At 31.7% G+C, this 24,446-nt stretch carries 25 protein-coding genes and 1 pseudogene; 12 read left to right on the top strand and 14 right to left on the bottom strand.

Annotation, left to right across the window (positions count from 1 at the left end; all coding sequences use genetic code 11):
• Positions 1–7 precede the first annotated feature (7 nt).
• The 9 genes from CELAL_RS12840 to CELAL_RS12800 all read left to right on the top strand — a co-directional run bounded on the left by CELAL_RS12840 (position 8) and on the right by CELAL_RS12800 (position 6,578).
• On the top strand, positions 8–808 hold the full coding sequence (locus tag CELAL_RS12840) for an HAD family hydrolase (protein ID WP_013551338.1): 801 nt from the start codon (positions 8–10) through the stop codon (positions 806–808).
• Positions 809–897: 89 nt separating this feature from the next.
• Positions 898–1,461 (top strand): TetR/AcrR family transcriptional regulator, encoded by a 564-nt coding sequence (locus tag CELAL_RS12835; protein WP_013551337.1) that lies wholly within the window; start codon positions 898–900, stop codon positions 1,459–1,461.
• A gap of 79 nt (positions 1,462–1,540) precedes the next feature.
• Entirely contained in the window at positions 1,541–2,092 is a 552-nt protein-coding gene (locus tag CELAL_RS12830; RefSeq protein WP_013551336.1) for a carboxymuconolactone decarboxylase family protein, read from the top strand.
• A 205-nt stretch (positions 2,093–2,297) separates the two neighbouring features.
• Positions 2,298–3,026 (top strand): SDR family oxidoreductase, encoded by a 729-nt coding sequence (locus CELAL_RS12825; RefSeq protein WP_013551335.1) that lies wholly within the window; start codon positions 2,298–2,300, stop codon positions 3,024–3,026.
• A gap of 28 nt (positions 3,027–3,054) precedes the next feature.
• Positions 3,055–3,369 carry an EthD family reductase gene (locus CELAL_RS12820; RefSeq protein WP_013551334.1) on the top strand — a complete coding sequence of 105 codons (315 nt, stop codon included), beginning with the start codon at positions 3,055–3,057 and terminating at the stop codon, positions 3,367–3,369.
• A gap of 119 nt (positions 3,370–3,488) precedes the next feature.
• The gene (locus CELAL_RS12815) at positions 3,489–4,157 is read left to right on the top strand and encodes a hypothetical protein (RefSeq protein ID WP_013551333.1); all 669 of its coding nucleotides are present in this window, start codon (positions 3,489–3,491) and stop codon (positions 4,155–4,157) included.
• Positions 4,158–4,178: 21 nt separating this feature from the next.
• The gene (locus CELAL_RS12810; protein WP_013551332.1) at positions 4,179–4,823 is read left to right on the top strand and encodes a DsbA family oxidoreductase; all 645 of its coding nucleotides are present in this window, start codon (positions 4,179–4,181) and stop codon (positions 4,821–4,823) included.
• Position 4,824: 1 nt separating this feature from the next.
• The gene (locus tag CELAL_RS12805; protein ID WP_013551331.1) at positions 4,825–5,907 is read left to right on the top strand and encodes an L-dopachrome tautomerase-related protein; all 1,083 of its coding nucleotides are present in this window, start codon (positions 4,825–4,827) and stop codon (positions 5,905–5,907) included.
• Positions 5,908–5,909: 2 nt separating this feature from the next.
• The gene (locus CELAL_RS12800) at positions 5,910–6,578 is read left to right on the top strand and encodes a haloacid dehalogenase type II (RefSeq protein ID WP_013551330.1); all 669 of its coding nucleotides are present in this window, start codon (positions 5,910–5,912) and stop codon (positions 6,576–6,578) included.
• Between the two features lie 330 nt (positions 6,579–6,908).
• Here CELAL_RS12800 and CELAL_RS22860 read toward each other — a convergent pair.
• The 4 genes and pseudogenes from CELAL_RS22860 to CELAL_RS12785 all read right to left on the bottom strand — a co-directional run.
• Positions 6,909–7,214: pseudogene (locus tag CELAL_RS22860) on the bottom strand (YdcF family protein); the annotation flags it as partial.
• Positions 7,215–7,227: 13 nt separating this feature from the next.
• Complete coding sequence (locus CELAL_RS21545) at positions 7,228–7,500, bottom strand: YdcF family protein (protein ID WP_052303999.1); 273 nt, start codon at positions 7,498–7,500, stop codon at positions 7,228–7,230.
• Between the two features lie 81 nt (positions 7,501–7,581).
• Positions 7,582–8,178 (bottom strand): CHAP domain-containing protein, encoded by a 597-nt coding sequence (locus CELAL_RS12790; RefSeq protein WP_013551329.1) that lies wholly within the window; start codon positions 8,176–8,178, stop codon positions 7,582–7,584.
• 57 nt (positions 8,179–8,235) lie between these two features.
• Positions 8,236–9,108: a LysR family transcriptional regulator gene (locus CELAL_RS12785; RefSeq protein WP_013551328.1), complete on the bottom strand. Its 873-nt coding sequence runs from the start codon at positions 9,106–9,108 to the stop codon at positions 8,236–8,238.
• Positions 9,109–9,215: 107 nt separating this feature from the next.
• Here CELAL_RS12785 and CELAL_RS12780 point away from each other — a divergent pair, with 107 nt between their 5' ends.
• The 3 genes from CELAL_RS12780 (at position 9,216) to CELAL_RS12770 (ending at position 14,019) form a co-directional block, all read left to right on the top strand.
• Complete coding sequence (locus CELAL_RS12780) at positions 9,216–9,845, top strand: LysE family translocator (protein WP_013551327.1); 630 nt, start codon at positions 9,216–9,218, stop codon at positions 9,843–9,845.
• A 411-nt stretch (positions 9,846–10,256) separates the two neighbouring features.
• Positions 10,257–12,665 carry a TonB-dependent receptor gene (locus CELAL_RS12775; protein ID WP_013551326.1) on the top strand — a complete coding sequence of 803 codons (2,409 nt, stop codon included), beginning with the start codon at positions 10,257–10,259 and terminating at the stop codon, positions 12,663–12,665.
• 10 nt (positions 12,666–12,675) lie between these two features.
• Entirely contained in the window at positions 12,676–14,019 is a 1,344-nt protein-coding gene (locus CELAL_RS12770) for a hypothetical protein (RefSeq protein WP_013551325.1), read from the top strand.
• A gap of 247 nt (positions 14,020–14,266) precedes the next feature.
• Here the strand turns inward: CELAL_RS12770 and CELAL_RS12765 are convergent, their stop codons facing one another.
• The 10 genes from CELAL_RS12765 to CELAL_RS12715 form a co-directional block, all read right to left on the bottom strand.
• Entirely contained in the window at positions 14,267–14,875 is a 609-nt protein-coding gene (locus CELAL_RS12765; protein WP_013551324.1) for a hypothetical protein, read from the bottom strand.
• Between the two features lie 280 nt (positions 14,876–15,155).
• Positions 15,156–17,543 (bottom strand): BspA family leucine-rich repeat surface protein, encoded by a 2,388-nt coding sequence (locus CELAL_RS21540; protein WP_013551323.1) that lies wholly within the window; start codon positions 17,541–17,543, stop codon positions 15,156–15,158.
• 1,009 nt (positions 17,544–18,552) lie between these two features.
• Positions 18,553–19,044 (bottom strand): YdcF family protein, encoded by a 492-nt coding sequence (locus CELAL_RS12750; RefSeq protein WP_148229677.1) that lies wholly within the window; start codon positions 19,042–19,044, stop codon positions 18,553–18,555.
• A gap of 164 nt (positions 19,045–19,208) precedes the next feature.
• Complete coding sequence (locus CELAL_RS12745; protein ID WP_013551321.1) at positions 19,209–19,730, bottom strand: hypothetical protein; 522 nt, start codon at positions 19,728–19,730, stop codon at positions 19,209–19,211.
• 241 nt (positions 19,731–19,971) lie between these two features.
• Positions 19,972–20,445 carry a hypothetical protein gene (locus CELAL_RS21535; protein ID WP_052303998.1) on the bottom strand — a complete coding sequence of 158 codons (474 nt, stop codon included), beginning with the start codon at positions 20,443–20,445 and terminating at the stop codon, positions 19,972–19,974.
• A 349-nt stretch (positions 20,446–20,794) separates the two neighbouring features.
• Positions 20,795–21,493, bottom strand: coding sequence for a hypothetical protein (locus tag CELAL_RS12735; RefSeq protein WP_013551319.1), 699 nt, complete (start codon positions 21,491–21,493; stop codon positions 20,795–20,797).
• Between the two features lie 300 nt (positions 21,494–21,793).
• Positions 21,794–22,456, bottom strand: a complete 663-nt coding sequence (locus tag CELAL_RS12730; protein WP_013551318.1) for an SH3 domain-containing protein — start codon at positions 22,454–22,456, stop codon at positions 21,794–21,796.
• 152 nt (positions 22,457–22,608) lie between these two features.
• Positions 22,609–23,202 (bottom strand): hypothetical protein, encoded by a 594-nt coding sequence (locus tag CELAL_RS12725; RefSeq protein ID WP_013551317.1) that lies wholly within the window; start codon positions 23,200–23,202, stop codon positions 22,609–22,611.
• A 93-nt stretch (positions 23,203–23,295) separates the two neighbouring features.
• Positions 23,296–23,793 carry a hypothetical protein gene (locus CELAL_RS12720; RefSeq protein ID WP_013551316.1) on the bottom strand — a complete coding sequence of 166 codons (498 nt, stop codon included), beginning with the start codon at positions 23,791–23,793 and terminating at the stop codon, positions 23,296–23,298.
• Positions 23,794–24,013: 220 nt separating this feature from the next.
• Complete coding sequence (locus tag CELAL_RS12715; protein WP_013551315.1) at positions 24,014–24,394, bottom strand: lipocalin family protein; 381 nt, start codon at positions 24,392–24,394, stop codon at positions 24,014–24,016.
• Positions 24,395–24,446 lie beyond the last annotated feature (52 nt).

Genomic DNA, 24,446 nt, shown 5'->3' with positions numbered 1-24,446 from the left:
TGAACCTATGGATTTATCACAAATAAAAATGGTCGTTACAGACATGGATGGAACCCTTTTAAATTCTAACCATCAAGTAAGTGACAAGTTTTACCAGCTCTATGAAGAATTAAAAAAGAGAGACATAAAATTTGTCGCTGCTAGCGGAAGACAATACCATAGTATAATTGATAAATTAGCTCCAATAAAAAATGAGATTATTGTCATTTCAGAGAATGGAGGATTTGCCATGCAGCATGGAAAAGAAATTTTAGTAACTCCCTTACCAAACAAAACTAAGAACGAAATAATCTCACTCTTAAACGGAGTAAAAAATATTCATCTAGTCCTATGCGGTAAAAACTGTGCATATATATCAAAAGAATCTTCACTATTTGAACAAAAACTAAAAGAATACTACTCCAATTATGAACTACTAGATAATTTGAGTGCTTACGATGGTGAAATTGTTAAGATTGCTATTTATCATTTTGAAAGCTCAGAAAAGTATATCTATCCAAAAGTATTCCATTTAGAAGATGAATTGCAAGTAAAAATATCAGGTGCCAATTGGGTAGATATTTCCAGTAAAAATGCCAATAAGGGATATGCTTTAGAGAAAGTCATGAAAGAAAACAATATCAAACCTCATGAATTATTAGTATTCGGAGATTACAATAATGATCTTGAAATGCTAGCCTTAGCCGACTATAGTATTGCCATGGAAAATGCCCATCCTAATGTGTTAAAATTAGCAAACTATAGTACTTCCAACAATGACAACTATGGTGTAGAACGCATATTAGAAAAGTTAATAGCCTCAAAATAAAATACTTAACTATTACAATATATAAGAAAAAGTTAAACTTTTCCTTATAACAAAGCAATTGCTTAGCTTTGTACTGTAGTTTAAAACTAATGGCACGTAAAAAACAATATAACGAGGAGGAAGTGATAAAGAAAGCTATGGGGCTTTTTTGGCGCAATGGCTATGAGGCTACCTCCGTACGTATGCTTGAAAAAGAAATGGGCATTAACCAATTCTCTATTTACGCTAGTTTTAAAAATAAACAAGGCGTTTTTTTAGAGAGTGTTAAGCATTACAAAATAGAAATTAATGCTATTAAAGAAAAGCTACAAAAATCTAACAATGGTATCATTGGTATAAAACAATATTTTTATGATTTTTTAGAATTTTCTAAAGAAGGTACCTTACAAAAAGGTTGCTTAGTTACCAATAGTGTAAATGAAATTAAAGAAGATGCTGATCCTATTGTGATGATTGAACTTAAAAAGTTTGCTAATGAAATACGAACTTTATTTGTAAGTAATTTAAAACAGGACGACCAAAGAGTAGTTATTTTAATAGAAAAGCAAGCAGATTTTTTAATGAACACTCTGTTAGGACTTTCAATAGCTTCTAAAGTATTTAATCTAGATCAATTAGAAAATATAATAGAAGTTACCTTTAGCAATTTATAACATTTTTTTTGCTAAATAACTAAGCGAATGCTTAGTTAAATTAAGAACAAAAATTAATACGAATATAAAAATTAAAATTATGACAACTTTAAAAATTCAAACTATTGAAACTGCACCAGAAAAATCTAAATCATTATTAGAAGATTCTAAAAAAGCTTATGGTATGATTCCAGGTCTGCACGGTGTTTTAGCTACTTCACCTCAATTACTTAAAGCATACCAAGATTTACACCAACTATTTACAGAAACATCTTTTAATAATGATGAACTTACAGTAGTATGGCAAACAATTAACGTAGAGCATGCTTGTCATTATTGTGTACCTGCACATACTGGTATTGCAAAAATGATGAAAGTTGATGATACAATCATAAATGCTTTGCGTGATGAAACACCTCTTGCAGATGCTAAATTAGAAGCTTTACGTACGATGACATTATCGTTAACTCGTAACCGTGGCAATGTTTCTCAAGAAGATTTAGAAGCTTTTTATGCTGCTGGTTATGGTGAGCAACAAGTATTAGAAATTATTTTAGGGCTATCTCAAAAAGTGATAAGCAATTACACAAATCATATTGCTAATACTCCAGTAGACGAAGCATTCCAAAAATTTGCTTGGTCTAAAAAATAAGAATACGAATGCCAATGTAGAATTGTAATGCAGGAGAATGGCACTATAAGAACCTTTCGCCTACAAGCGGAAGGTTTCTTTTTTTTGGGGAATTTTAAAAAAAACGACCACATCAATATGTAGTACCCAAAATTAAATCTAAAAATATACAGCATTGGGTATAAAATACTTTATCACCCTAAATATTAATTCAAAAGGATAGATCATGAGTTTCACAATAGAAAATAAAGTAGCTTTAGTAACAGGAGCAAATAGAGGTATCGGAAAAGCAATTGTAGAATCGTTTGTAAATCATGGTGCTAAAAAAGTTTATTTAGCAGTAAGAGATATATCTTCTACTAAAGAATTAGAAGCTAAATATGGCAATAAAGTGGTTACACTTAAAGCAGATGTGTCTAGCACTGCAGCTATAAATGAATTAGCAAAACAAGCTAATGACGTAGATATTGTTGTAAATAATGCTGGCATAGGAACACCTTACGCAACTATCGGTAAAGATGTAGAAGAAGATTTTACCGCACAATTGCAAGTAAATGCTTTTGGTTTATTACGTATAGCCAATGCATTTGCTCAACAATTAGAAGAGAAAAAAGGAGCTTTAGTACAATTAAACTCTATTGCTTCTCTAAAAAATTTCTCACAACTATCTACATACTCGGCCTCTAAGGCTGCATCTTATTCTTTAACACAGGGGTTAAGAACAGAATTAGGTGCTAAAGGGGTTACTGTGTTAAGTGTGCATCCAGGGCCTATTGACACAGATATGAGTGCTGCTGCTGGCTTTGAAGGTGCTGCGGCAACCACAGAAGTTTCTGAAGGTATTATTACTGCTTTAAAAGCTGGTGATTTTCATTTATTTCCAGATGCAATGGCCAAACAAGTAGAAAGTGCTTATCAAAGTTTTTCTGATGCTATTGTTCTAGCAGATTTTTAAAAAAAATTAATAGATAAAATATATAGTTATGATAAAAGTATCTGTAATGTATCCAAACAGCAAAGATGTTATGTTTGATACCGAATATTATAAAAATAGTCACTTACCAATGGTAGTTAAAGCCGTTGGTGATGCACTAAAAGGATTAGAATTAGACTTGGGAATTGCTAGTAGAGTTCCTGGAGAATTAGCTCCTTATGTTGCTATTGCACATTTAAAATTTGACGATATTGCATCTTTCCAAACTGCATTTGGCCCACACGCTGAAACTTTTGCTGCTGATATTAAAAATTATAGCAATGTAAAAGGAGAACTTCAGATTAGTGAGCTGATATCATTTTAAGTAATCATTTGAAATGGTATTTTTAGTAACTACTAAAAATTTATAGCGCTTATCAATGAAATTAAATTAGAAATTGATAAGCTTTTAGATCAAAAAATAATATTATATAGACTACATAAATGGAAGTGAAAGAGATTAACATAGCGCATATCGCACAAGTTTGTATTGAAAACGTATTCAGAACAAGCACAGCAAAACCTGGTTATGTTCATCTTAATTTTGGAAAAAACTTAAGTTCCACTGAATTCAGATCTATTATGGTTGATTTAAAAAATGAACTATCAAAGTTCACTACCAAACAATTTAATAGCACATTAGCCTATCATTGGTTAGTCCGTTTTGATCAGCAAGTAAATACCCCATTCCATTTGGATAATGCTGAAGATCAATCTTTTTTAATGTTAGGATATGAACCTAGCGAAGTAGATAGTGAACTATACTTAGCCGATTACGTTAAATATGCTAATGACAGCAAAGTAGAATCAACGGAATGTATTGAAAAAATTACTCCCATATTCAAAGAAGATGAATCCTTACTAGCCCCTTATGTGACTAAAGTAAGTTCATTTAATAGCGATACCTATCGCATTGTTTTTATCAACAACAGCAAACCGAAATCGTTTCCTGAAATGTTGGGTGTATTTCATAAGGTACTCATCGTAAGACCAGATGTAACAAAAAGTAGAATAGTAAATTCTATGATTTTAAATTTGTTACCAAAAGGTATAATCAATAAAAATGAACCTAGTGAAGAAGCCTTCTTAAACACTGATATAATAAGTAAATAGTTTATAAAAAATACAAAACTTATGAAGAATAAAATTATAATAGATGTTGTTTCTGATGTCGTTTGTCCTTGGTGCGCCATTGGCTACAAACGCTTAGAACAAGCTATCACAGAAATGGGTATTCAAGATCAAATAGCCTTAGAATGGCAACCATTTCAATTAAATCCTAATATGCCTGCAGAAGGTCAGGACGTAGAAGAACATATTACAGAAAAATATGGCTCTACTCCTGAACAACAGAAGGAATCTCAAGAACGAATGACAGAATTTGGAGCAGAACTTGGTTTCAAATTTGACTATTTTAAAGGGATGCGTATGGCTAATACTTTTGATGCTCATGTATTGTTAACATATGCTAAAGAACAAGGGAAGCAAACAGAACTTAAATTGCGTTTATTGAATGCATTCTTCGGAGAACACAAAGATGTGTCTGATAGAGCTATTCTAAAACAAGAATTAGAAGCCATTGGTTTAAATGCTACCGAAGCTTTTTCCGTATTAGACAATAAAGAAATGCGTACCAAAGTAAAGTCTGAAGAAGAGTATTGGAAAAGTTTAGGTGTGAACTCTGTTCCTACGGTTGTTTTTAATAGAAAAAGTGCCGTAAATGGTGCACAACCTGTAGCAGTATATAAAAAAATATTAACGGATATATTAGCATCATAACATGAAAACTTTCAGCTATATCATACTTCTTTCTTTATTCCTTTTTTCATGCAAAGAGAACGTAGTTAAGAAAACAGAAACAGCTTCTGAAGCAATGCAAATAGCAACTCCTGAAATTAGCGAGGTTACTTCTTTTAAGGGGCAACAAGTAACAGGTATCTCTGTTACTCATGAGGGGCGCATTTTTGTAAATTTCCCTAGGTGGAGAACAGGAGTTACTAATTCTGTAGTAGAAGTACTAAGTGCTACTACAAATACGCCATTCCCTAACAAAGAATGGAACTCTTGGGAAATTGGCGCTAAAATAGAAGCTAATAAATTTGTTGGGGTACAATCTGTCGTTGCCTTTGAAGATTTATTATATGTCTTAGACACAAGAAGTCCTCTTTTCAAAGCAGTAGTAGATGCTCCAAGAGTTTTTGTTTTTAATATAAATACAAAAAAACTGGAGCATACCTATATTTTTAGTGAAGGAAGCTATCATTCAAATTCCTACATAAATGATTTACGAATTGATAAAAAGAATAACCGCATCTATTTTACAGACTCTGGGAATTCTGGGTTAGTTATTTTAGAACGTACTACGGGCACGTTCACAAGAATCCTAGATGATCATAAATCTACAGCTGCAGCATTAGATTATTTAACCTTTGCTAATGGAAAATGGACCAATACCGTAAATTCTGATGGAATTGCGTTAGATGATAAGAATGATAAATTGTATTACCACGCACTATCAGGATATAACTTGTATAGTATACCTACAAATGCCTTGCTTCTAGAAGATGAACTTGAAATTGAAAAAGCGGTGAATTTTGAAACGAAAACATCAGCTCCAGACGGAATGATTTTTGATAAAAATGGTATTCTTTATTTTGCAGATTTAGAACATAATAAAATTATGTACCGCAAACCAGATAATAGTATCCAAACCTTAATTAAAGGTGATGCTATAAAGTGGGCAGACACTTTTAGTATTTATAACAATTATTTATATTTTACCAATTCTAGAATCAATGAAGTCACAGCAGATATATCGGATATGGTTTTTACGGTGAATAAAATAGCACTTCCAAATAATTAATTATGAAATATACTTTAGCTTTTGATGTTTATGGTACGTTAATAGATACTGCCGCAGTATTAAATTCCTTAGAAAAATTAATCGGAAAAGAGACTGCAACACCTTTTATGAATACTTGGCGAGACAAGCAATTAGAGTATTCCTATAGACGTGGATTAATGGATAAATACATAGATTTTTCTATCTGTACACAGAATGCACTTGATTATGCCTGTATTAAATTCCATATAGATTTAAGTGACAAACAAAAGGGAGCACTTTTAGACGAATATAAAACATTACCGGCTTTTGATGATGTTGCAGAAGGACTAGAAACCTTAAAAAAAGCAGGTCATCGTTTATTTGCTTTTTCTAATGGAAGTGAAGAAGCTGTTACAAAACTCCTTTCTACTGCAAATATTTTAAATTACTTTGAAGGGGTGGTAAGTGTAGAAAACGTAAAAATGTTTAAGCCTAGTCCTATTGTGTACACTTATTTCTTAGCAACTGCTAAAGCTAAAAAAGAAGAAAGTTGGTTAATCTCTAGCAATAATTTTGACGTTATTGGTGCTAAAATGTATGGAATGAATAGTGCTTGGGTACAGCGTAGCCCTGATTCAATATTTGATCCTTGGGGAGTAGCCCCCACAGCAATAGTACACAAACTAACAGCTTTAGTTAAAAAATTATAGTTTAATTATATAGACGGCATTTGCGAGTGCATTTATTAAAGAATCCAGAAAAATAGAACAAGAATGTATTAGTTAGGAGTAAAGCCAAATAAAAATAAGAGAACACTTAAGATTCATTATCGTTTAGGCTATGGTTAGTATGGGAAGTTAAAAGTAATTAATTTCCGATTAAGTACTTAGCCAAAACTTTTTATTTTGTTTACTCTTTTTTGTTCTAAAGCCAAATCAAAAAATTTGGTGGACTTGGTTATAAGCACTTCATTTTGGGTTAGGCATCAAAACCCTTATTAACTATAGCCATTGTTATTTTTTCGTTTTTCATCTCCGTTTCTATGAAAAAATACTTAATGGCTCCCTTAGACTAAAATAGAACGTTTCATATAAGAGTTGCTTTATTTTAGGATAAGTAGATTTATACTTTGTTGTCTTAGTTGATGAAGGGTTGCAGTCAATTCCATAGTATTTAGCAATTTTCATTGCTCTTTTCATATGAATTGGGTCGGAAACTAGTAAAGCATTTTTTATCCTGAGCGAATCCATTATTTGCTTTGATTGTTCTGTGTTTTCTGTCGTATATTTTGATTTCTCTTCTATGATAATCTTGTTTTCAGGAATTCCGTTTTCTATGGCGTAATATTTTGCGGTTTTACTATCCTATTGTTTTTTGTCCTTTACCAAAGCCTCCTGTTAGAATGATTTTTTTAACTATTCCTTTATTATAAAGTAAAATACTATGATTAATTCTTTCTTTAAAAACTGGAGATAATTTTCCGATATTCGTCCCAGCTCCAAGAACTATTGCAACATCAGATTTATGTTCATTATACTCAAATGAATAATTATAAATTCTGACTGAATTAAGCACAAAGTAGCCTAGAAGCAATCCAAATACTATTATATATTTTTTATTTTTAAATTTCAACTCTCATTTTTTTGAATGAAACACAACTTATAAACAAAGTATATAGAAAACGAAAGAAATAGAATTTAAGCATAAAAAAAGCTATTTCCGCAACCAGCCTATAATCCAATCATTTGTAATTCGCCATTTTCCATCTTCATTTACAAGAATATAATTTTCTCTTGAGTCCCCGAAAGGTCCTGGATTTTGCTGAATAATTTCAATTCCGTTAGCGGTTACATTTGATATAATAGCAACATGTCCATACTTATTTAGAAGGGTTCCTGAATAGACTAACAGATCATTCACTCGAGGCTTAGCACTACTCGGGTTTATAAATTGATTTAAATTACGTTGTGTATTTAGTTCACCATCTTTTACAAGCGGATTAAAAAAATCTTTGGCATGCCCATAACTATCTGGCATTTTATGTTTTAGCGCATCATAATAGTAGCGTTTCACAAATTCCACACATTGATACTTCAGTCCAAGATTATAACCATCTTTTGTTAGTTCGCGTCCATCAACATTGCCTACTCCCCCATTGTAATAAACAGACACTCCATTTAAAGAATCTATTTCTTGTCCTACTTCATAATTAGGATTTAGATTGATTTTCTTAAATACAAAAAAGCAGAGTACCAATAATATCAATACTCCTAGTATTTGTACAATTCGTTTTTTAAATTTACTCAGCATATTATTTTATAAATGTTAGGCCGGCAGGGCTCAAAAGGATAAGTAGATTATATAACCCTATCTTTCTATAGCTTTTGCAAACGTTACTACTTTTTTTATTGTTTTATTTTGCTCATTTTTCCTCCAACTAATAAATAAATCTATTTCTTCATTCAACTCAATAAATCTAACCTTTTTATGCTTGGCAAATTTAAAAGAATAGGGTAGAATAGAAATCCCAAGTCCCTTAGAAACAAGATTTAAAATCATCCCTCCAAAATCAGATTCAATACTTGTTATTGGCTCAAAATTATATTTAACAAACAAGCTTCTTAAAAGTGATGCAAAGAACGTTTTTTTATGCAAACCCGATATAATAAACTTTTCGTGTTGTAATACTTTTAAATCATTCAAGGACGCCTTATCAAACCAATGATTTTCCGGAACAACGATACAGATTGGCTCCGAATATAATTTTAGAGAATCTATATTTTCATTCTCTATTCTATCCCTGCTAAAAGCAATGTCTGTCTGGTAATCTAGTAATAATTTTTCATGACTATCATCATTCGGCTCTGTCAATTCTAATTTTAAATCTGGTAGGTTTGTATTTATAATTTCTAAGAAGTTAGGTAAAAAATTAAAGGCAACTGAACCCGGATAGCTAATAGAAACGACCCCAAGCACTCCTTCGTCAATTTTCTTTGCTTGTCTTTGAATTTGATCTAGATCCTTTATGGTCATCGTCCAATGTTGTTGCAGAAACTTACCCGCATCCGTAAGTTTTACATTTCTTTTATCTCTTTCAAAAAGTTTTAGTCCCAATTCATTTTCAAGAGATTGAATCTGTCTGCTTAATGAAGATTGAGAAATAAAAACTTTCTCTGCTGTTTTCCAAAAATGCAGTTCACTTGAAAGCTCCAAAAAATATTTTATTTGCTGAATTGTCATCTTTGATGCGTTTATTGCATTAATAAGGCTAAAATAAGTATTTTTAAAAGGGTATCAAAATAGTTCCTTTGCCTAAGCTTTTACGCTACCAATAACAACTAAAAAAAATGGGTATAGAAAATTTCGTCACTTTTATGCTAACGGCATTAATTTTTATGATGACACCAGGAATAGATACCGTATTTGTATTGAATACATCTATTGGTCAAGGTAGAAAATCTGGCATCTATGCCACACTAGGCATAAACACTGGAGTACTTACTCATACATTATTTGCCGCACTAGGTTTATCTGTATTGCTTTCTAAGTCTGTAATGGCTTTTTCAATAATCAAATATGTAGGTGCTCTTTATTTAATTTATTTAGGCATTTCAAAGCTAAAAAGCACTAAAAATATTTTACCAATCACAGAAGACAATAGGCAACCAAAAAAAGTAAAAAGTGATTTTTGGTCTGGTTTTCTAACCAATACATTAAACCCGAAAGTTGCATTATTCGTTTTAGCCTTTTTTCCTCAATTTATTACGCCTTCTCAATTAGAAAACCCTATTCCTTTTATTTTATTGGGTCTCACGTTTGCCTTCATAGGAACGATTTGGTATCTAGGTTTAACCTTTTTTGCGAGTACTTTTTCTCATAAAATAAAGACGAATCCAAGTTTTAGCATCTGGTCTAACAAATTGAGCGGCTTTGTTTTTATTTTAATGGGAATTAAAATTGCACTCAGCGGTCGCTAATTATCTACCCGGCTAACATGGGTTAAGTCGAAGGAATTTTTTTAATTATAGGTTCGTCATTTTGTTTTTTGTTTCTTCATCTATACCATCATAGTCCCTATAATAGTTAAAATTATTAGGTAACCTAAATAGGAAGCATACACTTCTAATTCTGTTATAGGGCCTTCTGCGCTATACTAATATTCATCTGAATCATCTGATCCTCTTCAGATTTCTAGAAAACCTCTCCACACTATTACAATAAAATAGTGGTCTCTCCATTTGCGCTACCCTTTTCAACCCTCATAAGAATTCGTATAATTTTATAAATACTAAAAGAAGGCTATCTGTTAAAAATGCGTCTTTTTTTATTATAAACTAGTCTTTATTAATATATACATTTGCATAATTATTTTTATTAAGTCTAAATAAATGCATTTTTTAACCGCCATTACCACTTTATTACTAGTCAACCTAGGGTTTTCTCAAACAGGTTCATTAGCAGGAACTGTCCTACTAAATGATGGCACTCCTGTTATAAATGCTCATATCAAAATAATTGGCACAACACATAGTGCAGTAACCGATTTTGATGGCCAATTTAAAATTAATGAAATAAATTATGGATCGTATCAAATAGATATATCTACCATTGAAGCCAACAAGAAAACAATAGCTATCACTATAGACCAGGAAAAAAATTCGATTACTACCACTGTGACTAGAAAAACCAACGAACTAAGTGAAGTGGTTGTCAACGGCCAGAGTAAAGAAACTAAGATAGAAACGGCCGGTTATGCCGTAAACGTTGTTAAAACAGAAGAAGCCAGCATCCGAAACATTCAAACAAACGAATTATTAAATACTACCGTTGGTGTAAAAATTCGCCAAAATGGAGGCTTAGGATCTGAAGTTAGCTATAGTTTAAATGGCTTATCTGGAAGTTCTATTCGAATTTTTATAGATGGAATTCCTAGTTCAATTTATGGTTCTTCATTTAGCCTAAATAGTATTCCTCCTTCTATGATTAAAAATATTGAGGTCTATAAAGGTGTTGTTCCTGGGCATTTAGCAGATGATGCTTTAGGTGGCGCTATAAATATAGTGCTCCATAAAGAAGCTAAAAATAATTTTAACACCGCTATTTCCTATGGTTCTTTTAATACGCTACAAGCCAGTGCGAATGGTGTATATCGATTTAAAGAATCTGGTTTTACCGTTAAAGCATCACTTTTTCATAATTATTCTGATAATGATTATAAAGTTTCTGGCAGAAGCGTTGTAGTTACGGGTATTGGAGGAGTACAAACCCCGATTACCGCTAGAAGATTTAATGATGCCTATAGTTCTACTGGCGGAATGGCACAAATTGGTTTTACAACCGTAAAATGGGCCGATCAATTTTTAATAGGTTTTACAGGTTCTGATGATTATAAAGAGGTACAGCATGGGGCTTTTATGACTATAACACCTTATAAAGACAGGTTTCTAGAATCAAATGCTTTATTAGCAAACTTAATCTATCAAAAGAAAGATGTATTTACGAAAGGTTTTGATGTACAAATAAATGGTTTGTATGGCAAAAGAAATCGCGCTGTTAATGATACTGCTGCCGCAGCTTATAGTTGGAGTGGCAGAAGAGCTATTGATTTTAGAGGAAATGAGTATGAATATACATGGGGATCTCAACAAGAAGGCGGTCCTACCTTAGCTAAAATTGAGAGAAAAGTGGCATCGATTAGAACTGGAGTGTCCTATACAATTAACGCTCACCATAAAGTTTTAGCAAACCATAGTTATAGCGGTATTGACCGAGAAGATAGTGATGCGTTGCAATCTGTATTAGAAAACACCTTTAAAGGAACAAGGGATTTACATAAAAATATTTACGCTTTAACTTATGAACTAACCGCTTTTGATCAAAAGCTAAAAGCTAGTTTCTTTGGTAAGTATTACTATCAAAAGACAATAAGTATAGATCCAGCCATTGAAGAAGGTGAAAATGGGACCGATGTTATCGTTGACGAAATTGTAAGCAGCACCAATAAAGATGAAGGGTATGGTTTTGCTACTTCTTATGCTATTATCCCAAACATTACTTTATTAGCCTCCGCAGAAAAAGCTATTCGTTTACCAGACGAAACAGAAGTATTTGGTAATGATGGAGATAATGTAATAGCCAATACAAGTATTAGACCCGAAAAAAGCAAGAACTATAACCTAGGAATCCGATTTGGAATGTTTAAACTAAACAAACATCAATTTACGGTTTCAACTAATTTTTTCACTAGAAATATCACAGATAGAATTGGTCTGCCCATTGAAACATCACTAAATGTTGATGATGAATTAATTATTTATGTAAACCAAGGCAATGCAAAATCAAAAGGAATAGATGCCCAATTAAACTATACTTACCATAATAACCTAGGAGTAAACTTTACTATTTCTCGTTTTGATTTGACAACAACATCAGGCGCAGGAACAGAATTTGACATTCCCAATACTCCATTTTTCACTATGAATGGTAGCCTACGTTATTTATTTAAAAATGTAGTTCAGAAAAAATCTCGTTTAAGCTTATTCTACTCCATATACTTTACTGATGATTTCTCTTACTTAACAAACCAAGGGTCAAATACTGTAGGAGACGACTTTTTTAAAGTACCTGAACAATTAAGCCAAGATCTTGGACTTAGCTACGCTTTTCCCAATAAAAAATTTGTAATGAGTTTTGACATTAAAAACATATTTGACAAACCTGTTTATGACAACTTATCCGTACAGAAACCGGGAAGAGCTTTTTATCTAAAATTAAATTACACCATCAATAATTTATAATCAATTCTATATGAAACGTACCTTTTTAAATTTTAAAACTTTATGCGCTATTTTTTTAACAGTAGGCGCAATGACCTCTTGTAGTAGCGATGATAGTAATGCAGGAAGCGGAACAGATACTGACCCTGAAGCAGTATCCCGATGGATAACTGTAGCTGGCGCAAGAATGGGCGAAGAACCAGGAGACGGAAATGGAGGAACATTAATATACGCTGTAAGTAGTGAAGACGCCAAAGATCCTAGAGTATCTATTGAACCTTTTGAAAATGGTTTTATAGCCCCATCAAACAGAACTGCTAGGCTGCAGTCATCAGAAGATGGTAGCACACTATTTAATATTAGCTATGCAGGAGATACTGGCGGTAACTATACTAAATATACTGTAGAAGGCGGACAAACCTTTACGCAAACAGGTTCTGAAATAAGTATTGCTCCTTATGTAGGAACAGCACCACGATGGATCAAGCTATTTGATGGAGATCAAACAGGAGCTGCTGTATATGTATCTACTGAAAATGAATTTGATGAAAATGAAAATTATACACGTACAAATGCTACCATAGGCGTAGTAACTTTAGATTTAGAAAACTCATTAATTAATGAATTTCAAGAACATAGTGTTGCTTTAAGCCCTGAAGAAGAAGCATTAGGGTATTATATTTCAAGAATAGATATGCCTGTCTTAAATGACACTGGAGATAAATTATATATAGGAGCACGCTTAAGTAAGCTAGACCCAGCTACTACTGAGAGTGATAGTGATTTTGAAATTTTAGGCTCTAAAACTATTATTTTAGATTACCCTTCTTTATTAAATTCAACAGTAATTACGTCTACTGTAGGGTACGGAAACACGAATGGTTACCGTAGTATTAATGCCTTCCTTTACAACGGAAGTGTTTATCAAGCAAACCAAAGTGACCCTGAAGGTTCTCATATTTTAAAAATTAATGCAAATAATGAATATGATGATTCTTATGACTTTAATTTAGATACTGCCTTAGGCATAGAAGATGCCTATATTCTTGCTTGGAGACCTGCTGCCAATGGTAAAGCTGTAATAGCATACAGACATGGAGGCTCTGAAGAAGGTGTTGCTGGCGCTCAAGGTTTTTTTGCTCTTGCTGATTTAATGACTAAAACAGCAACAAAAATTGATGCTATACCTTATGATCCAGACTTTTATTTATTTCAATACCAAGGTTTTGTAGTTGATGGAACAGACATATACGTTACCCAAGCTCCTGTAGGAGAAAATGGTAATATCTATGTGATACATACTGAAACTGGCGAAGTAACCAAAGGTGCTGAATTAGTTAATGTAGAAGGAAGTCACTTTATAGGTACTTTCTAAGAATTAAAATTAATTCTTTTCTTAAATTAATAATAGAGCTAAGCTTAGCACGAAAGCAAGGAGACGGTTTCGTTTCCTTCTTCGGGCCAAGCTGAAGCTTATTCTTGGCTGGTAAGGTTGGTTTTTGCTATCTCTATTATCTGCCCAAAGCTAAACCTATAAAATCTAGCGACTTACTAAATACACACAAGCCATTTAGTTTCACCCTAAAGCCTACTTTATATTTATACCTATTGTCAATAGGACTTTACGCTCTTTTTAAAGCAATATTTTCATGAACCCATTTTGCTTCATCTTTAGGTTCTATTTCTCCAAACTTACTGCTACATCTGCTAAAAGTTGCCGCTGGAAAATCATATGGTTTACTATTTTCAAAATAAGGCCCCACTACTCCTAACATCCATCCATTTTTTGCAGCCCAATGCGGTTCAATTGTCATATACTTGAACACGTGATAAAACACATCTTCATCCTCAAATACAATCTTTACTTTTTCAAGGTGTTTTATATCATCAGGTGCTTTATCTAATTCGGTTGGGAATTCAAGCCAATTAACTAGACTACTTTCAGCCCCACTTTCTATAGTAAAATATGCTCTTGGGTATAGCTCCGTTTTATTATAGTCTGATAGTATTTGATAAGTCAATTCTCGTGTTTTATTATCTTTTGCGTAGTCAAAAACATCTTCTTTTTTTATTTCTTTTCCATTTTCTAGTTTCTCGTGTAGAGGTTGAATTCTCTCAAATCTCAATTTATGAGCTTGAGCACCTTCTTTTTTAAATGCAAAATACCTATATATCAGAAACAGCAGGATTAACAGAACAATAGTTCCAATTACTATAAATGTTATTTTCATATTTGAATATATACTTTAATTAAAAAACAGTCAGGCTATACGTAGTTCTTGAGCAAACTAGCCTTGTTTTAGACCAACCACATACCGAAATCTTTTGGTTTTGGTTTTGATTTTTTTTCAACAAAGCCAGATCTAATAAATTGGGCGACTTTACAAATAGAGATAAGATTTTCAATTCAACACCAATTACATTATTGCTTATAAATAGTGTTGTAAGCTGGCTTAAACTAAGCGTTAATCTCATAGTTCTAAACTGGTATACTGCTTTATGAATTACTAATTATTTACGAAGTCCTCCATCATATATTTCCCAGCCTTTACTTATTATTTTTTCTCTAGCTTCTTTTCCCTTAGTAGAATATGTTGTTTTTCCTACTCCAAAAGTCAAGCGATTGTTATTTTCTTGATTTTGCCACCCTATTAATAAATTATCATAATTTTCTGTCGATAGATTTGAATCTTGAAACATATCTGAAACAGAAGTTAATTTAGAGATATGCCATGTTGATAGATTTTGATTAAAAGTAAGTGCATTTCTGAACATAGAACTCATGTACTTAACCTTAGATGTATTCCATTTACTTATATCTTGATCAAATAAACTGGCAGCTTCAAACATAGAATCCATATTAGTAACATTAGAGGTGTCCCAATCACTAATATCTTGATTAAAAGCAATTGCATTATTGAACATATTGTTCATAGACTTAACATTAGAGGTATCCCAATTATTGATATCTTGGTTAAATGATTCAGCATATCCAAAAACGTTTGCCATGCGCATAACGTTGTGGGTATCCCAGTTATTAAGAGGTTGATTATATGCCTTGGCAGCATGAAAAGCAGAAGACATAATTTTAAGATTAGAGGTGTCCCAATTGTTTATATTTTGATTGAATGATTCTGCACTATGAAACAAAGCAAATATACTTGTAATATTAGCGATGTTCCAATTATTAAGAGGTTGATTAAATGAAGCAGCACTATAGAATACTTTTTCTAAAACTGTTAATTTTGATATATCCCAATCATTTATATCTTGATTAAATGATTCGGCTATTAAAAACATCTCATTTATATTTTCTACATTAGAGATATCCCAATTACCAATCGGTTTATTAAAAGCCTTTGCTTCCGCAAACATAGATTTCATTGTTGTGACCTTTGAAGTGTCCCAGTTACTTATGTTTTGATCAAAAGCATTTGCTTGATGAAACATGTTTTTCATTGTTGTGACATTAGATGTATTCCAATTGTTAAGAGGTTGATTAAAAGACCATGCTCCATCAAATACATTTTCCAAACTAGTAATATTAGAAGTATCCCAGTTATTAAGTGTTTGATTAAAAGAATGGGCTCTAAAAAACAAGTCTTTCAAACTCTTAACATTTGAGATATCCCATTTTTCTAATGGTTGGTTAAATGATTTAGCATAATAAAATGTTTCATTCATATCTGTTACATTAGAAGTATCCCAATTATTAATATCTTGATTAAATGAATCAGCCTTGTAAAATACTTGTTTTAGACTGGTCACTTTTGAAATGTTCCAGTTACCTATGGGTTGATTAAACGATTTTGCTTCATAGAATATGCCAGAAATATCTGTTACATTAGAAGTATTCCAATTACCAATAGGTTGATTAAAATTTTGAGTAAAAGAAAACATCTTAGAGAATTTAGTAACCTTAGAGGTGTTCCAATTACTAATATCTTGATTAAAGCTACTAGCTTTCTCAAACATAGAACTCATATTGGTGACGTTAGAAGTATTCCATTTGCCTATAGGTTGGTTAAATAATTCTGCCTTGTAAAACATTGAAGACATATTTGTTACATTAGATGTGTTCCAATTACTTATGTCTTGATTAAATGCGCTTGCACCAGCAAACATACCTTCCATATCCTTCACATTAGAGGTGTTCCAATTGCCAATAGGCTGATTAAAACTTGAAGTGTACTGAAACATATAATTCATATCGGTTACTTTACAGGTATCCCAACTACTAATATCTTCATTAAAACTGTCGATTTCTACAAACATACCGCTCATTTTAGTCACTTTTGAAGTATTCCAATCTTTAAAATTTCCATATAAATCGCCACATTGATAAAACATATATTGCATATTTGTTACCTTAGATAAATCTGGAGTATCTGTTGCTTTAATATTTAAATACTTACAGCCTTCAAAGGCACCCTTCATAGATTCCCATTTTTGAGTCCCCCATTGTTCTACAGACCTTAGTTTTTCTGTGTCATCAGACTCAGCTAAAATAAAGCACGGAAACATTCCCGTAATAGTAACCGTATAGTACCCGCCTTCATCATAAGAGTGAGTTATGTCTTCTTGTACTTGGCTATCCTTAGTTCCATCACCCCAATCAATAATATAATCATATGTATAATCAGGAACATCAGTAAGTATTGTGATAGTATCTTCATAGTCTAGATACCATTGGGTTATAAAACCACTAGGAATGGTATCTGATACAGAAATAGTAGTTTTTTCTTCCTGTATATTTGGAGTTAGCCCCTGTATTGAGTCCTGTGATTTTATTAATTGTATAGCGTTTGAATTAGTTTCTTCTTTATTCTCTGTCTTACAAGAAATTAATAGTGTACATACTAAAAAAACTAAATTGAGTAAGGTAAATATGTTTTTCATTTTTGTATTGGGTATATTGTCTAGTAGTATTTTTTTTAGGCTTCCTTACGTTTAAGGTAAGAAACGTAGCGTGTTTGTATGCGAAGATTTTTCGAAAGAAAATTAGACACCAGCAAACGAAACGACTAACATTGGTTAAACTAAAAACTGCAATTTTTGATAAATAGTATTATACACCCTTTCTACTAGCCATTTTTTTCGTCTTTATTTCTTATATAACTTAATAAGCTTAAATCTATCAGAATTAAGTTTTATACTATTTGCGTAATTATCTTTTTCCCATAATTCTGTTGAGACTCGCTATCTTTTTTAAATTTCTTATCATCTTCTATTGATTTGATTGCTACTTTCTCCCAATTCCCTAAAAGTTTTCAACCGCTTTTAGTCTGAATTCACGATATTCTTCTAAACTCATAAAATAACCTATCAATAACATTAAAGCATCAGTTCCGTCGAATAGCCAATTAGCTATTTCGATTTTACACTGTCCATCTTTAAATTTCAAGTAAAGAGTATAGTCCACTTTTCGGGTAGCGTAAACGGTTGCTCCATAAGTGGTAAAATCAACATCAACTTCAAATGCCCTTTAGCAAAGTATTGTCCTCAGTATTAATTCTAGTAACGTAGTTAAATATGTTGTGAGTTTTCGGAACCCAACGAATCGCTTTATCTATTAATTCCTTTTTGTATAATTTAATTTCTTGAAGTCAGTCAACTTAAATTTTTCCGTTTATTGAAACAGTAACAACTTTTACTTTTCCTATGAATCCAGTTAAAGAAATATCAGTATTATTAAAGGTCACATGGTTTGTTCTCAAATGGTGTACAAGTCTACGGATATACCTAAGTATATCATTATTTTCTTTGAGGGGAAGAATTGCAAACTTTTGTAGGCTCTTAAATAGCATAAAAAAGAGTAAGCAGCAATTTAAGCCTAGAACAATACTTTATGAATTTAAGAAAGAAAAAGGCCTGTTTTTACAACTCAGTTATTTGTTATATGCTGTTCTTATTCAACGTAATATGCTACGAATTCTCTAAATAATGAATAGAAATCCCTGAATTCAAAATATTCAGGACTTGCACTACTAATATTTTTCAATCCTTGTTTTCTAAACAACATTTTTGTTCGAGTTAAATGAAAGTATTGTGATACAACAATTATGCTTTCAAAATTTAGGCTGTCTTTTAACTTAATTGTATTATGAACAGTTGCAAGTGTGTTATTTCCAAAGTTGTCTATAATAACCAAAGAATCAGGGACGTTTTTTTTAATTAAATATGCCTTCATCTTGTTTCCTTCATAAAAACCTTCTTTTCCTAAACCTCCACTAACAATTATTTTTTTTACTTGTCCGTTTTGGAACAATCTTAATCCACATTGTAAACGCTTTTCGAGGCGCTCCGAAAGTGTACCATCTTCGTTTACTTTATTCCCAAGAATTACTGCAATATCAGCTGTTTTTTCGTTTTTGGTTAATCCGTCAATTGTTATATACATTATATGGCCAAAAAACCATATTAATAATATACTTATAACAAATTTATAGATCTGTTTTCGGTTTTTCATTAATAACTCACCACGGCTAAGTGTTTAAAATATATCGTGTAAAAAGAGCTTACATCTTATGTTTAGCACAGTACCTATTTTTATATATGTTATTATTATTTACACATCGATTGAGTAACCTTGTTTTTCCACTGTATCCAATATTCTTGTAACCCTTCGGGTGTTGTTTTAAGGTTGCTAATAGCTAATTCTTGATGATCTATAACAACATTTTTAAGTTGTAATTTTCTGGATTTCAATGCAGGTTTATGATTCCATCCGCCAACGTGATCGAAAGAAGTATAGGCTTCACATTTTGTATTTACTCGTTTAAAAGGTATTTCTAAATAATACGTTACATTTCCGCTTCCCATTCCTTTTGTAGTCATTATAATATGATCAAAATCGACTTTCGAATATTTACCAACTTTAAATAATTCTTTGAGCTTGTCTCCAACTTTTGCCGACATTTTGTTGGAAAATTGATGTGCTATATCAGACCTGTTTATAAACTCCGCACCTATATATTGACCATTACATCCGTTATCAGAACATTTTATTGTGTCATCAAGATTAATTAAACTACTAAGTAAACTTATAGATAAAAGCCCAAGAATAAAGATTACTAATTGTTTCATTTATATATTGGTTATTTTTAGATACACCTAACAACTGGGATAAGCATAGAAATTAAGCAAGGATATTTTTTCCGCCAACGCATAAAACTAAAGCCCTTTGTCTACCTTCCGTGAGGCGGATATAGATGTATATTTTTGTCCAATGCTAAATCCTAGAGATTTAGCTCCATTATAAATATATACGAGCTATTCGGTTTTATCCAAAAATGCGTACTACATTTAGGTAGTACTGTAAGCAGCTTTAGTCACAATCCATGTCTGAGATATTTCTTGCCTCTAAAACTTTTACTACTTCATAGGTACTTTTATATTCAGCAGCAAACCCGTCTTCTGATTTTCCTCTATCAATAATTTCAATGCTCACAAATATCGGGGTGTATGGCTCTTTGTCTTTTGTTAAATTGTAGTATACATCTTTCACCTCTTCATCTGCCCAAATCCAAAAGTCATTATCATCTCCACAAGGAGAAAAAGCACTAACTTCATGTCCAAGCGTAATTCTTCCTTTTGAAATAATTTGTGTACTGCCAGATTTGGAATGGTCTTTTTCAGCGTAAACTAGAGTATCTGTATTGATAGCTGAGTTTTGTGCTACTATTTTTTCATTGCTGAAATTTTCAATGATTTTTTTTTGCTTCTCCTTGCACGAAATTAGAACTAGATTAACAACCAGCAAAACTAATAACAGTTTGAATATACATTTTAATTTCATCATATTTTTTTATACTAATTATCTCTTTCGAAATTGCTTACAACGGTTTTGTACATGAAAAGCAGCAAATTTATACGTGTAATTTTTCAGATAGAAACCAAAGATAGCATAAAAGAGTCCAACTTTTAATTTAGCGCATAAGTGCAATTTTCATAGATTGTCGTGAACTTTTTTTCATTTAAACACTTGATCCTCAATCAAAAAAAACTAATTAATCGCAACCATTCTATATTATTATAGCGCATATTAAAACGCATTCAATTTCTCTATGTAATTTTACTCGAAGAGCTAATGTGTCTTTTGTTGGATTACAGCGTTCCTAAAACGCTATTGTTCTTATTATGATTTGTATTCAACAGATCATTAACAAACGGTTCTCTCCCGTTTTTTCCTTTGGTGCACGGTGAATACAAGGAAGAACCTGACTATCAGGATGATCAACAGCTAACCTCCATAAGTGACCAACACCTAGGTTCACAATATGCGCCTTAGGTTTAGATTCATAGTGTAAATCAAAGAAATAGTCACTTAAAAATGATTCAAAACCTGCATCTGGGCCACCATATAGTTTTTTAAGTTCATCACGTATTTCAGGAACTAATATTTTTTGATTGGCTTGTGAATTGGGTAATATTTCACTAGCTGCCCCATGGTAAGTGCATAAAAAGGTATCGGTTGCTATGGGAGAACGGTCTACATGAAAAGAATAAACATCCGTAGGAAAAAAAGGGTAAGCATCATCCCTTTCATAACACTTGATCAAATTAAGAATTGGAGATGCGCCATGGGCTTCTAATGCCTTAAAATCGTTTAAAAGAATTTCACGAGCAAGTTGTCCTTGTTCACTCAACTTAAGTTCACGAAGCTCCTCTTGATCAATTTCCGCTATATTTCCGTTTAGTTCTACTTGCTTAATAATCTCAGAAAAATTGCCTACTAATTCACGAGTCCAACAATTTGCATTAATTTCTCCAAGCAAAGGCATGGAAATAAGGTCTTCAAAATTCGTGACACAGCGAATTCGATTCTCAGCATGAGATAAATCTATCATAATGGTTTACAAAATTTAGTATACGAAATGTAGAGCAGTAAATAAGCACTACACTTCGGTTTTTATAACTTAGCTCCATATAAATATGTAGCTTTTATTTTTGGTTTAAATGCCCAATTTTACCTTTAGCAGACTTTGCAAACAAACACAGAACTTAGGAGTTAGCACAAATCCCCTTTGTTTCTTTATGTTGTTGCATGTTCAGCTTTATTTATAGTAGTATACTTCTATTTTTGCCTATTTAATTTTACTTTTTTTATACGAAACCCGCTCATTAAAATATGTTTTTCTTTTAAAAAATCAGAAAACTTCCTTGTAGTTAATAATTCCCCATTCTCTTGCACCATATTCATCAACTTCAATCGGTTTAATTATTGTTGGACCATCACCATAGTCATAACTATAATTATTTTCTTCTAATATTTCTCCCCTATCATTTACGGTATAAGTTCTTCCTGTAGTTTGACTTGTATACATAGAACTTATATTACTCATATCTGGGTCACATCTTGCACATCCTGTTATAGTCCCATCACTAAAGTAACCTATTAAACCACCATTTGAATAATATAAATATCTTAATCGCTTTTTAGATTTATAAATATTTATATCCTTATCTTTAGATAAATATCCTCCAAAAGTATATACAGTATCATTTTGCGATTCTATACCTAACCATTCCCCTTTAATAATATAACCATTATCGTATATGTATTTAGTAATACCTGTATTCATGATAATATTTAGCTTATTGCCAAATTTGAATTTCCCAATAACATCTCCATTAGGTTCTGTTCTATAATTTAATCCTGATTTTGCAATTACGTATGTATAGTCAATCCGTTGTTCAGTTTTTTCTATTATGTTTTTGAGGTTCTCTCGTCCATTATTTCTATTTTTCTTATTATCAGTTGTACAGCTACATAAGGAAATAAAATAAATGATGAAGATTGTTTTTTTCATAATTATTACCAACGTACGGATATATGTAAGTATAACGTAATTTTCTTTGGGGGAAGATTTGCAAACTTTTTCAGGTTCTAAAATAACCTAAAAAAATAAGTACTAGTTTAAACCTAGACGAAAAGAGCTATTTTATCTTAGTTCACAGCTAGCTATTTTCTTTTTGCCAACATTTTATCTCTAGCTTCACAAGATATTTCATAGGTAGTACTTCCAAAATCAAAATAAGTATCTTCATTAAAGTCTTCTAAAGAAATATTTTTAAATGAAACCTTTACTTTTACCATGGGTATTTTTATATATTTATCATCACGCTCCTCAAAGTATATCCATTCGCCAATAAAATTTCCTGTTAAAAAATTACCGCTTGCATCTCCGCAAGCATCATTACTATTAGTATTGCAAAACTCATAAAATTTTATACCAATCAGCCTAATTTTTTCAGTTTTGGGATCATACCTAAACTGATTAGAATAGCCGGCTCTCATATAATTATTTTCAAAATTGAAACCATTTTTGGCATCTGAAATTCCACTCATAACTTGCATGTGTACCTCCTTACTTTCTATTTTAGAGAACTTCATACTTGATAAAACACAAATAATTTTCGACTTATTTCTATCAACATATACCGTATCTATAACACCATCAAAATCTATGTCTTTTTCAAAACTGCTTTTTTTTTGTCCAAAGCCCAAACTACTTAAGAGTATTGTTAGTAAAACAAGTTTTATTTTTAAACCCATATACGTTTTTAATTAAATTTTTTTTATAAACTAACCGCTAGTCTTTCTGCCTTTTTTACGCAGCCAAATTACTATGTTTTTTCACAAGGGGCTTTACGCTACTTCTATTGATTTACCTATTATTTGCAATAGAGGCTGCATTTTTTTATTATAAGCTCCAATTTCTCTAATAATTATGTCAGTTATGACTAATTGACCATTTACATTTTTAGCCGTTGTATAATAATATTGAGTTTCTTGATCGACTTTAAAACTTTTAGTGATAAAATCATCAGTAATTTTTAAATCTTCATAAGCCTCGTATTCACCTTCCGTGACAAATTGGTCATATAATTCTAATTTTAAGTCTTTAAAAAAAGAACTATTAATTTTTATATCCTTCTTATCCTGACTCGTATAATTAGCTATGGACATTTGTAATTTCCCATCATTAGTTTTAGCCCTAAATCTATCGCTATCATAGGAATTCCATGTTATAGGCAAACGAATTATATAAAAATTATCTATTAAATGTTTTTTTAAATCAACTTCAAATTCAAATCCTTTTTGATTCTTTTTTTTTCCTTTTTTGAATAAATCAAATAAACCCATAATTTTTATTTTAATGGTAAATTACACTTAGCGCTGCATAGTACGGGATTTAAAAATAGCAATTTTCATATCTGAACTTAGCAAACTCTTTTAATTTTGTTTTAATTTTTCATGTTTAATACCACATTAAAATGTTTTGTAACCATCTGAAAATACACAAACCATTCGATTAAGTCATTTAGTGCATATTTCAATTTGGCGGTAAATGCTATAATTAGTCTTACTGTAGTTTTTCAAGTTTTATAAAAATTGTCCCAAAAGAAGCATCTTCTCTTTTACCAATATATTTTTTAACCTCAAGAGAAAGCATTTTAGAATTCAGTTTATAAAACCCCTTTATAACTTTGAAGCCCTCATCAAATACAATTGTTTTATTTTTTGAATCAAGAACCCATTGTCCTTGGGTAGTATCACCTTGGAAATGAGATTCATATGTACCATCTTTTCTAAACGCATAAGTATAGCTATAATCGCCTTCTTTTAATTCATTCCCTCTATCACTCTGTAGTGAAATTATTTGCCAATTACCAACTATTGAATTCTTATCAGAATTGCACAAAAGCAACAGCAAGCTAATGATGGCTATGATATATATATTCAAAATTGAATATTATTTTAGTAACTATTTGCTAAATTCTCGGTTCGTAGGTGAG

Origin of the sequence: Cellulophaga algicola DSM 14237 (genome assembly GCF_000186265.1) — a bacterium.
Classification (GTDB): domain Bacteria; phylum Bacteroidota; class Bacteroidia; order Flavobacteriales; family Flavobacteriaceae; genus Cellulophaga; species Cellulophaga algicola.
Note: the sequence above shows the minus strand (reverse complement) of the source record. Positions and strands in the feature narration are given on the sequence as shown.